At 67.3% G+C, this 13,209-nt stretch carries 1 protein-coding gene; it reads left to right on the plus strand.

What is annotated here, in order from left to right:
* Positions 1 to 96 precede the first annotated feature (96 nt).
* The gene (locus PFX90_RS08725; RefSeq protein WP_285712020.1) at positions 97 to 13,116 is read left to right on the plus strand and encodes an autotransporter-associated beta strand repeat-containing protein; all 13,020 of its coding nucleotides are present in this window, start codon (positions 97 to 99) and stop codon (positions 13,114 to 13,116) included.
* The last annotated feature ends 93 nt before the right edge of the window (positions 13,117 to 13,209 follow it).

Raw genomic sequence — 13,209 nt, forward strand, 5'->3', positions numbered from 1 at the left:
ACCCCGAAAGCCCGTTAGCCCCGGTTAACTACTTACTGGGGGGTTAATTTGATGGTCACCGAATCGCGCCGCGCTTTTGCGCAGGCTTCGTCGCACGTGCGTATTCGGTCCAAGCCCGCTTCCCTCCTTTCCAGCACCGCGCTGATCCCCGTGGTGGGGGCACTGGCGTTGATGCCTTCGCAGGCTTTTGCGCAGGATGCGACCTGGGACGGTGAGACCAGCACTGACTGGGCGACCGGTACCAACTGGAACACCAACACCGTCCCCGGGGTCGCCAACACGGTGACCATCAATAATGGCGCGCTGGCGAACCAGCCGGTTGTCTCGACCAACCAATCCGCCGCGCAGACCAATATCAATGCGGGCACCCTGACCCTCGCCGCCACGCTGACCTCCCCCCTCAATATCTCGGGAACCGGCGTCGTGCGCGTCAATGCGGGCGGCAACATCGTCGGCGCGATCTCCGTGCAAGGACAGGGTTCGCTCGAACTCGCCGAGAGTCTTTCTTCGGCGCAGATCACCCTTAGCGGGTCCGGGCAGGCCAACGCCGGCGCGCTGCGGTTCGTGGGCAACAGGCCTGCTTTCACGGCCAACATCACCCTGGTAGGCGATGCACGGATCAACAGCGATATCTTCAGCGTTCCCGCTTTGGGCGGGACGATCACCGGAACCGGAAGAAATCTGACTCTTGGAGGAAATGGCAATCTCTTCCTCTTCAGCAGCATCAATATTGGGAACGGGCAGATCATCAAGGACGGGGGGTCACAGATCGCCCTAGGCGGCGCCAATACGCATGGCGATGTCTTCGTGCGTGGCGGAGGCGTGCTGCAAGTCAACGGTGGAGCCGCTCTCGACGATGGGGCGACCGTCGATGTCACGGGCGCAAGTTCGCGGCTTCTTGTCACCAATTCCGAAACCATCGGTGCCCTGTCGGGTGGCGATGGCGCGCTGATTCTCCTTGACCCCGATCAGACGCTGACCGTCGGTGCGAACAACCTCAGCACGGCGTTCGATGGCAGCGTTCTCGGTGTAGGGGCGCTCTCGAAAATCGGCGCGGGCACGCTGACCTTGACGGGGTCCAACAGCTATCAAGGCACCACGACCATAAGCGGTGGCACGCTGCAGATCGGCAATGGTGGCACTTCTGGTACGCTGGGTACAGCCAATGTGGTCAATAACGCGGTTCTTGCGTTCAACCGCTCGGACGACATCACCCTCGCCAACGCCATCAGCGGCACCGGCTCGGTGACCAAGGCCGGGGCCGGCGTCCTGACGCTGTCCGGCACCAACAGCTATGCGGGCACCACCACTGTCAGCGCCGGGACGCTCAGGATCACCGGTGCGAGCGGACTCGGCAGCGCCGCGGGCGGGACGACCGTAAGCAGCGGGGCCACCCTGCTGATCGTCGGATCCTCGCCGACGCTCAACCTCGGCGAAGCGCTGACGATCAGCGGCACGGGGGTGAACGGCGGCGGCGCGATCCGGATCGAGCCCAATGCGAACCCAGGCTTCCAGGCCGTCAATTTGACGGGTGGCGTCACGCTGACCGGCGATGCGACGATCACGAACACCGACCGGATGCTGCTCAGCTTCACCGGCACCGGCATCGACCTTGGCACCTCGACCCTCACCTTCAACTCCGAACAGACCGGCAATTCGACCACCAGGGTCAACACCGCGATTACGGGCACGGGCGGCGTGACCAAGACCGGCAGCGGGGTTCTCGAGCTCAACGGGGTGAACACTTTTACGGGGCCGCTCGCAATCAATGGCGGGATTACCTCGGTCAGCGGCGGGGCGGCGCTGGCGGATTCGGTTGCGGTGACGATTGCCAGTGGCGGCAGGTTCGATCTTGTCAGCAGCGAAACCATCGGCTCGCTGGCAGGGGCCGGCCAGGTCAATATCGGAGACGGATTGGTCCTCACCACCGGCGGCAACGACACCTCGACGACCTACGCCGGGACCATCTTCGGCGCAAATGGGGGGAGCCTGACCAAGACCGGCACCGGCACCTTCACGCTGACCGGCAACAACCTCTACACCGGCACCACCACGATCAGCGGCGGCACGCTCCAGATCGGCGATGGCGGCATCAGCGGGACGCTTGGTAGCGGCAATGTGGTGAACAACGCCGCGCTGGCGTTCAACCGCGCGGGGACGGTTACGGTCGGCAATGTCATCAGCGGCTCCGGCTCGCTGACCCAGCAGGGCATCGGCACCCTCGTCCTGACCGCGGCAAACAGCTATGCCGGCGGGACGGTTATCGCCGGCGGGACGGTGGTGGGCGAAAACGCGTTCGCGCTGGGCACCGGCGCCGTGCGGTTCACCGGCAACGGCGCGCTGCATACCGGGAACGTCACCTCGCTGACCGTGGGCGGCGTCACGATTGATCCCAATGTCGAAGCCACGCTCGCGGCGGCGGCGGGCCGCACACTGACCGTCAACGGGCCGCTGTTGGTTCCGGCCCTCGGCACGCCCACCACCCTGCGGCTCGGGACAGCCGGTCTGACGGGCAAGGTCAGGCTGGAACTGAACAATACAGTGACTGTCACCTCGCTGCGCACGATTCTCCAGCACGGTACGCTGACGTTTGCCAGCCAGGGCGCCAACACCCTGCTCAACGCATTGGGCGGGTTCGACCTGCAGGCCGGGACGACCATCGATCTGGAAGGCCGCTCAGGCGCTGTGACGAACCTGGAGGGGGCCGGAACGGTCACGAACTCCGGCGGGGCGCTGTCGTTGTTCGCGGTAAGGATGTCGGGATCCACTACCTTCTCCGGCGTAATTGAGGACGATACGGCGGCCATCCGCGTCCAGTTCTTCCGCGATTCGTTCGTTCCTGGCACGATCTTCACCCTAACCGGCAACAACACCTATTCCGGGTCGACATCATTCAGGCAGATCAACGGCGTGGACCCGACTTCGGGCATCCTCCAGATCGGTGACGGCGGAACCACGGGTTCGCTCGGCACGGGCGCAATCGAGATCGACCGCGGCCATCTGCGGTTCAATCGCAGCGATAACGTGGTGCTGGCCAACGCTCTCACCACGATCGGCGATCTCGTCAATGTCGGGACGCCCGAGCAATTCGGATCGGGCACGCTGATCCTCACCGGCAGCAACACCGCGCGCAACACCACGCTCATTACCAACGGCACCCTTCAGGTCGGCGACGGCGGGACGACGGGCAACCTCGGCAGCGGGACGGTGACCAACAACGCGATCCTGGCCTTCAACCGCTCGGATGACATCACCTACGCCGGCGTCATCGGCGGCACGGGCTCGCTGACCAAGCTGGGGGGCGGCAATCTGACGCTGACCGGTGCGAACACCTACAGCGGGCTGACGACGGTTTCGGAAGGCACCCTGACGCTGACCGGAAACCCCGGGCTCGGAACTTTCAGCACGCTCGGCAGCGCCGCGGCGGGGACGATTGTCGAAGATGGGGCAACGCTTGCGTTCAACGGTTCGGGGACCGTTGCCGATGCCATCACGCTGAACGGCAACGGCGTGGGCGGAGCCGGTGCTCTGAGGGGTCTGTTCGATTCACAGACGCTGACGGGTCTGATCACGCTGGCAACGGACTCCCGGATTGCGACCGATGCTACTGGTTTCCTGTTGATCAACGGAGGTATCTCCGGGGTCGATCGAACCGTAACCTTCGACACTGCCGGCGCGATCATTGTTTTCGGGGGGCTGGCGACCGGATCGGGCTCGGTGATCAAGGAGGGCACTGGTCTTCTCGGGTTGCTCGGCAACAACACGTTCACCGGCGATTTCCATGTCAAGGCGGGCTTCTTTGAAACCGCGGGCGGCAATGTGCTGTCCGATACGGGCCGTCTGATCATCGACGCCGGTGCAACCGGTCAGATGAATGGCCAGGAGACAGTTGGCGCCCTCGAAGGGGCCGGCCAGCTCATCCTCCGCGACTCTGGCAGGCTCACCGTCGCCGGTTCCCAGGATACGATCTTCAGCGGGCAGATCTCGGAGACAATCAGCGCTGGCGGTCTGACGCGCAGCGGGACCGGGCGGCTGACGCTGTCGGGCAACAACAGCTACACCGGGCTGACCACCGTGTCGGGCGGGACGCTCGCGATCACCCATGCGAACGCGCTCGGCACCACGGCAGCGGGCACGACCGTCACCAGCGGGGGCACCCTGCTGATCGTCGGATCCTCGGCGACGCTCAGCCTCAGTGAAGCCCTGACGATCAGCGGCACCGGCCAGAACGGCGCTGGCGCGATCCGGATCGAGCCCAATGCCAACCCGGGTTTCCAGGGCGTCAGTCTGGGGGGCGGCGTTACCCTTACAGGTGATGCGACGATCACGACCACGGATCGCATCTCCCTCGGTTTCAGCACGTCCGGGATCAGCCTCGGCAGTTCCACGCTGACCTTCAACTCCGAAGGCACCGGCAACTCGAGAACTCAGGTCGACCGCGTGATTTCGGGCACAGGCGGCGTGACCAAGACCGGGCGCGGGTCGCTCACTTTCCTCGGGCAGAACACCTTCACCGGCCCGCTTGTGATCAATGGCGGAGATCTAACTTCGACGGACAACGGGATTGCCGATTCGGTCGACGTGACGGTCGCAGCTGGGGCGCGGTGGCTCGTCGGCTTCGACACGATCGGTTCGCTGGCGGGTGCGGGAACGGTGGTGCTGGACACCATCCTGCCAGTCACGTTCGGGGCAAACAACACTTCCACGACCTTTGCGGGCAGCATCCAGGGGATGGGACGGTTCTTCAAGGCGGGCACCGGCACCTTCACGCTGACCGGCGCTAACACTTATGCCGGCCCCACCTTGATCAGCGGTGGCACGCTGCAGCTCGGTGATGGCGGCACGACCGGGTCGATTACCAGTGCATTGATCACCAACAACGCGACGCTCGCGTTCAACCGGTCCAACAGCCTGGTCTACAACGGCACGATCAACGGCAGCGGCGTGGTGCGCCAGATCGGCACGGGGACGACGACGCTCGGCGGCGATTCGAGCAGCTTTACCGGCACGGTCAATGTCGAGGCGGGCATCCTGCGCGTCAACGGCACGCTGGGCGGCACCATCAATGTGACCGGCGGCACGCTGGGCGGCACCGGCACGCTCGGCGCTTTGACCGTGGGGAGCGGCGGCGTGCTGGCGGCGGGCAACAGCCCGGGGACCATGACAGTCGCCTCGCTGACGCTCAACAGCGGGTCACTCACCAGCTTCGAACTGGGCGAGGCGGGCGTTGCGGGCGGGCCGAACAACGACCTCATCCGCGTGACCGGCTTGCTGACGCTCAACGGTGGCAATATCGAGATCGTCCAGAACTCGGGCTTCTCTAACGGGCGCTACACCCTGTTCGAATTCGGCTCGCTGAGTGGGCCGATCACCAACCTCACGCTCAATCCGCTCGGCGGCGGTTTCGTCGGGACGCTGGCGCTCGACGGCACGACCATCATCCTCAACGCCGCGCCGCCCGAAGACCTCACCTTCTGGAACGGCTCGACCACCTCGCCGACCGGCGCGGTGGTCGGCGGCAGCGGCACTTGGAATCTCGTCAACGGCAACTTCACCGAGAATGACGGCATCTTCTCCGGCGCCTGGGCGGGCAACGGCTTCAATGCGGTCTTCGCAGGCACCGGCGGCACGGTCACGATCGCGGCCGACACCACAGTTGCGCCCAGCGGCCTGGCGTTCCAGGTTGACGGCTACACCATCACCGGCGGCAACGCGGCCTCGCGGCTCGAGCTGACCGGGCCGACCGGGATCGACACCGCCGCGGGCGTGGGTGCGACCGTCAACGCGGTGATCTCGGGCGCGGGCTCGCTCACCAAGACCGGCGAGGGCACGCTGACGCTGGGCGGGGTCAACACCTACACCGGCGACACCTCGGTGATCGGCGGGACGCTGGTCAATTCGGGCACCATCGCCGGGATCGTCCGCAACTTCGCGGGCCTGACCTCCACGGGCACGCTTGCGGGCGAGCTCATCAACAACGTCGGGGCGACCGCCAATCTCGCGGGCAGCGCGAGCACGATCAGCAACTCGGGCGTGCTCACCATCACCGGCAACCTCGGCGCGACGGGCAATTTCTTCAATGTCCCCTCGGGCACGGTGACCGTCAACGCGGGCGCGACCGCGAACATCACCGGTGATGTCTCCAACCAGGGGACGGCGGCGAACGCCTTCACCATCAACGGCACGCTGAGTGCGACGGGCAGCTTCTCCAACCAGTTCGGCGGCAACCTGCTGATCGCGGCGGGCGGCACGCTGAGCGCTACCGGGGGCATCATCAACGCCCCGAGCGCCAACCTCGTCAACAACGGCACCATCGCCAGCAGCATCTTCAGCCAGGGCAGCTTCACCTCGACCGGCACCTTGCAGGCCGGGCTCGAGCTCGGCAGCCTGTCCGCCACTGCGGATATCGAAGGCGTGGTGATGGGCACCGTCACCAACCCGGGCACGATCAACCTCACCGGCACCACCACCGGCATCACCCTGTTCGATCTTGGCGGGTTCGGCACCTTCAATCTCAATGGCTTCAGCACCAGCCTCGGCAGCCTGACCGGTGGCGGCACGGTGAACATGGGCGCGGGCACGCTGACCGTGGGGAGCGCCAATACCTCGACCACCTTCGGCGGCACGATCAACGGCACCGGCGGGCTCATCAAGGAGGGCACCGGCACCTTCACGCTGACCGGCGAGAACTTCTACACCGGCCAGACCCGCGTCGATGCGGGCACGCTGGCGCTCGGCTTCGGCGGGCTCATCACCGGGCGGGTGCGCAACGATTCGATCTTCACCAATGCCGGGACCGTCTCGGGCGGGGTGACCAACACCGCGACCCTGACCTCGACCGGCACGGTGGACGGCGGGCTCACCCAGTTCGGGGGCGCGACGGCGACGTTGTCGGGCACGCTCAATGGCTTCGTCAACAACGGCGGGTCGGTCACCGTCAATGGCAATCTTGCCAGCAATGACTTCGGCCAGAGCACCGGCACGAGCCAGATCCAGATCAACGCCGGCGCGCGCTGGAGCGGGCTGCTGGGCTTCACCAACCTCAGCACCATTGCTGCGGGCATGACGATCGCGGGCACGCTCGACGTGAGCGGGATCTACGTGACGCAGGCGGGCGCGACGACCGTCATCTCGAGCGGCGGGACGCTGCGGGCGCAGAATTCCTCGAACCTCGGGACGACGACCAACAATGGCACCGTCAACACCGATGTCACCAATTCGGGCACGATCACGAATAGCGGCATCTGGAACGGCATCCTGTCGCAGGGCACCGGATCGGTCACCAACAACGGCACCTGGAACGGCAACTTCCTGCTCGATGCTGGCGGCACCATCACCAACAACGGGACGTGGGACACCACCTCGCCCTTCGGCTCGTCGCTGAATAACGGGACGTTCGACAACAACGGCACGCTGAGGGGCAACGGCTTCTTCGTGACCGGCGCCACCGCGCGGCTCAACAACAACACCGGCGGGGTGATCTCGCTGACCGCGGGTCAGGCGTTCAACATCAGCTCCGGCGGCACGCTCACCAACGCGGGCTCGGCGAGCGCGATTGCCAATGTCAATGCGGGCGGGATCCTGCGCAACAATGCGGGCGCAAGCTGGACCGGCGCGGTCAACATCGCGGCGACCGGCTCCGCCACCAATGCGGGCGTGATCACCGGCAATGTCGGCAACGCGGGCAGCTTCACTTCGACCAACGTGCTGATCGGCACGCTGACCAACAATGCCGGCGGCACCGCGAGCCTTGTGGGGCTCGTGGATGGCAACATCATCAACAACGGCACCATCACGCTGACCGGCACGACGGTCGGGATCGACCGCGTCACCGTCAACACCGGCGGCATCTTCGACCTTGCGGGCTTCAGCACCACCTTCGGCGGGCTTGCCGGAAGCGGCGGCGAGGTGCGGCTCGGCAGCGCGACGCTCACGGTCGACACGACCGCGGGCAGCACCGCTTTCGCCGGGGCCATCTCGGGCAGCGGCGGGCTGACCAAGACCGGCACGCAGACCCTCACCCTGTCGGGCGCGAACACCTTTGCGGGGCTGACCACGATCAGCGGGGGCGCGCTGGTGCTCTCCGGTTCGCTGGCGGGCGCGGTGCTCAACAATGCCAGCTTCACCAACAGCGGCACGGTGAACGGGCTTGTCACCAACGCCGCGACGCTGACCTCGAGCGGGACGCTGGCGGGCGGACTGACCAACAATGCCGGCGCGAGCGCGAACCTGCGCAACACGGTCAACGGCACCATCACCAACGCGGGCACCATCACGCTCACCGGCAACCTTGTCGGCGGTGCGGCGCTGAGCCAGCAGGCAACCGGCGCGTTCAACCTTGCAGGCTTTACCGCCACGCTCGGCAGCATCGCGGGCAGCGGCTCGATCGATCTCGGCAGCGGGCTGCTGTTCACCGGCGGCAACAACAGCTCGACCACCTTCGACGGCGTGATCGGCGGCACGGGCGGGCTGGTCAAGCAGGGCACCGGCACGCTGAAGCTGACGGGGGTCAACGACTACACCGGCGACACCCAGGTCTCGGCTGGCGCGCTGACGCTCGCTGCGGGCGGCGTGATCGCCGGGCGGGTGCGCAACTTCGCGACCTTCACCAATGCCGGGACCGTCTCGGGCGGGGTGAGCAACAGCGGCACCTTCGCCTCCACGGGTACGGTGAATGGCGGGCTGACCCAGCTCGCCGGAGCCACCGCTACCGTTTCGGGCACGCTCAACGGCGCGATCGACTCGGATGGCGCGCTGGTCATCGACGGCAACCTTGCGGGCAACGGCATCCTCACCAACTCCGGCACGGGCACTGTCCAGGTGCTGAGCGGCGTGAGCGTGACCGGGCTTGCCGGGATCGACAATGCCAGCACCGCGGCGAACGGCTTCGTTATCTCGGGCAGCCTCCAGACCACCGGCACAGTGATCAACCGCGCCGGCGCGACCCTGACGGTGGGCCTCGGCGCCTCGCTCGAGGCGGCCAACATGGCCAACTTCGGCACGCTGACCAACAGCGGCACCCTGACCAGCGACGTCACCAACTCCGGCACGATCCAGAACGACTTCATCTGGATCGGCAACCTGTCGCAAGGCACCGGCTCCACCACCAACGGGGGATCGTGGAGCGGGGCGTTCCTGATCGACGCGGGCGGGGTGGTGACCAACAATGCCAGCTGGAGCAACACCACCGGCTTCCTCTCGGCGGTCAACAACGGCTTGTTCGAGAACTTCGGCCTGCTGAGCGGCGGTGGGGTCAATGTGACCGGCGCAGAGGCGCGGCTGGCCAACCGCGCGGGCGGCACGGTCACGCTCGCCTCCGGCCAGCTCCTGCGCGCCGAGAGCGGCGGGATCATCAGCAACGCCGGGATCGTCACCGGCGGCGGTCAGGTCAACGCGGGCGGGGTGATCCAGAACCTCGCGGGCGGCAGCTGGAGCGGCGCGTTCAGCGTCGCGGCCACCGGCAGCCTAACCAACGCGGGCAGCATCACCGGCAACATCCTGAACTTCGGCAGCTTTGCCTCGAACGACACCGTCAACGGGATGCTCGTCAACGAGGCGGGGGCCAGTGCCGACATCGCGGGCAACTTCAACGGTGACATCGCCAATGCCGGGTCGGTCACTCTGACCGGCATCACCAACGGGATCGGCATTGTCGACCAGAGCTCGACCGGGGCGTTCGACCTTGCCGGGTTCGACACCACCATCGGCGGGCTTTCGGGCGGCGGTCTGGTGCTGCTGCGCGACGGCGATCTGACGGTGCGCAGCGCGAGCCGCTCGACCACCTTCCTTGGCGAGATCTCGGGCACCGGCAACCTCGTCAAGACCGGTTCCTTCAACCTGTCGCTCAATGGCGCCAACAGCTTCACCGGGCTGACCACGGTCAACCAGGGCGGACTGGTGCTCGGCAGCACGGGCTCGCTGGCTGGTTCGGTGCGCAACAATGCCACCACTATCAGCAGCGGCATGATCGGCGGGTCGGTCACCAACTTCGGGCTCTTCGTCAACGCGGGCCGCATCCTCGGCTCGCTGACCAACAACGCCACGGTGCAGCTGGCCGGCCAGATCGACGGGAGCGTCACCAACGACGGCAGCATCACCAATATCGGCGGTGCGATCGTCCTCGGACGGTTCACGCAAGGGGTGGAAAGCAGCCTCAACCTCGCTGGCTTCAACAGCCGCTTCGGCAGCCTGGCGGGCGGCGGCACGATTGCGCTGGGCAGCGCCTTCCTGACGGTCGGCACCGACAACACCTCCTCGACCTTCGACGGGGTGATTTCGGGCACCGGCGGGCTGGTGAAGGTCGGCACGGGCAGCTTCACGCTGACCGGGGTCAACACCTACACCGGCACGACCTTCGTCGACGCGGGCACGCTCATCGTTGGCGAGGGCGCAGGGGTGGCCCCGCCGCCGCCGCCGCCTCCGGCACCGGAGACGACCGCGGTGGCCGCGCCGACCATCGTCAGCACCCAGAGCGAAAGCGGCCGCGGCCTGCTCGTCGGCGGTCTCTCCCACCTCACCGGCGGGCGGACCAGCGTCACGCTCGCGGCGGACACCGAGACCGCGCCCGAGCCGGCCACGCTCGTCGCCGCCGTCGCAGGCGAGGCGCCCGCAGCGCCCTTCGCCGAAGTCGCCGCGCAGGCCACCATGCTTGCGCCTGCAGTGATCGCGGGCAACGTCGTCAACAGCGCGACGCTGATCAACAACGGCACGATCCTCGGCATGGTGATGAACAATGCCGGGGCGAGCGCGACCAACCACGGCGTGATCCGCGGCGCGGTGCGCAATGACGGCACGCTGGTCTCGACCGGCACGCTCGGCGGCGGGCTCGCCAACAACGGGCAGGCCCAGATCGCGGGCGTGCTCGATGGCGATGTCATCAACACCGGCACGATCACGCTCACCGGCACGACCACCGGCATCGACATCTTCGAGCAGGCCGCCGAAGGCACCCTCGACCTTGCCGGGTTCGACACCACCATCGGCGCGATCACTGGCGCAGGCGAGATCACGCTCGGCGCAGCGCGGCTCACCACCGGGACCGACGGGGTCGGCACGGTGTTCGGCGGCGTGATCAGCGGCACGGGCAGCCTTGCCAAGGTGGGCACCGGGCGGCTGGTGCTGACCGGGACCAACACCTACGCCGGCGGCACCACCATCAGCGGCGGCGTGCTGCAGCTGGGCAATGGCGGCACCACGGGCTCGATCATCGGCCCGGTGGTGAACAACGGCGCGCTGTTCATCAACCGCAGCAATGCCTACACCTTCGACGGCGCCATCAGCGGCACCGGCATGTTCGTGCAGGACGGCACCGGCACCACCACGCTGACCGGCGCGAACACCTACAGCGGCGGCACGCTGGTGAGCCGCGGGCGTCTGGTGGGCAACACCACCTCGCTCCAGGGCCAGATCCAGAACAACGCCGCGCTGGAGTTCGCGCAAGCGACGAGCGGCACCTTTGCCGGACAGCTGTTCGGCGCAGGCCTGTTCGACAAGACCGGGCTCGGCCTCCTGACCCTCACCGGCAACAGCAACGGCTTTACCGGCGGCACCTTCGTGCGGGCGGGCGAGCTGCGCGTGACCGGTGCCCTCGCGAACTCGGTCGTCACCGTGCTCTCGGGCTCGACGCTGTCGGGCAGCGGCACGATCGGCGGGCTGGTCGCGAACAGCGGCAGCACCATCGCACCCGGCGCGAACGGGGCGGGCGTGCTCGGGGTCAACGGCGCGGTCAACCTGCAGGCGGGCAGCACGCTCCAGTTGCAGATCAGCGCCAATGGGCCCTCGGACGCGATCGTCAGCAATGGCGCGGCGACGCTGGGCGGCACGGTGGCCTTCAGCAACCTTGGCGGGGCCTATGTCTTCGGCTCCGAGATCGTGCTGCTCCAGGCCGATGGCGGGCGCACCGGCACCTTTGCCGGCACGACCGGGTTCGCCGGCTTCGGGATCCTCTACCGGCCCGAACTGGTCTACACCGCCACCCAGGCGCGGCTGCGCCTTGCGCCCAACCTGCTGGCGAATGTCGTCGGCAATACGGCGCTCACCGCCAACCAGCGCTCGGTCGTCAACCGCATCGATGGCGCGGTGACCGCGGGCTACAACCCGCAGCGGCTGTTCAACATCTATGCCCTGCCGACCGCGCAGCTGCCGGGCGCCTTCGACCAGCTTTCGGGCGAGGTCTATGCGACCGCGGCCGGTGTGGGGATCGAGCAGGAGCGGCTGGTGCGCGAAGCCGTGCTCGGCCGGGTCAACTCGGTGGCGATGGCCGCGCGCGGCGATGCCGCGGCGGGTCAGGGTCTGGGCGCCTGGGGTCAGGTGTTCGGCGGCCGCAGCCAGATCGACAATGACGGCAATGCGGCCTTCTTCAAGTCGGAGCGCACCGGCTTTGCCACCGGCATCGACTTCGGCAACGCCAACGAGAACGGCAGCTGGCGCGCGGGCTTGTTCGGGATGCTGATCGAGAGCGACGTCACCATCGACGCGCGCGGGTCGAGCGCCGAGGTCGAACAGAGCGGCGGCGGGGTCTATGCTTCGCTCACCACCGGCGGCTTCAGCGCGACGCTGGGCGGCTACCTGACCTCGGTCGATCTCACCGCCAGCCGCGCCATCGCGCTGCCGGGCTTTGCCGAGCTCAACAGCGGCGCGACCGATGGCGAGGCGCGGCAGGCCTTTGCCGAGCTGTCCTACGCGATCCCGGCGGGCAAGGGCACGATCCGGCCGTTCGTGGGCGCCACGATCGGCAGCTTCGATCTCGATGCCTTCACCGAGACCGGCGGGGCGGCGGCGCTCACGATGCGCGACCAGAGCTACGCGACCGGCACGCTGACCGCGGGGATCGACGGCATCATGCCGGTGGGCCGCAGCCTGACCCTGTTCGGCTCGCTCGCGGGCCGGGCGCAGCTCGGTGACCGCGATCCGCAGGCGCAGCTGGCACTGGCAGCCGCGCCGCAGCAGGCCTTCGGGGTTGCCGGGGCGCAGTTCGACGAAGTCGCGATTGCCGCCCGCCTCGATGCCGAGTTCAAGCTCGGCAAGGCGGTCGACCTGTCGCTGGGCTACACCGGGCTGGTCGGCAGCACGGTTTCCGACCACGGGGTGCGCGCGAGCCTGCAAGTGCAGTTCTGATCCGGCGCGCTCGCAACGAAAGCACGGCCCGCTTCCCGCCACCGGGGAGCGGGCCGACTGCATTCGGGCCCCGTAGCGCGGCGCTCTCTAAAT

This window comes from Erythrobacter oryzae (genome assembly GCF_030271515.1).
GTDB lineage: Bacteria > Pseudomonadota > Alphaproteobacteria > Sphingomonadales > Sphingomonadaceae > Erythrobacter > Erythrobacter oryzae.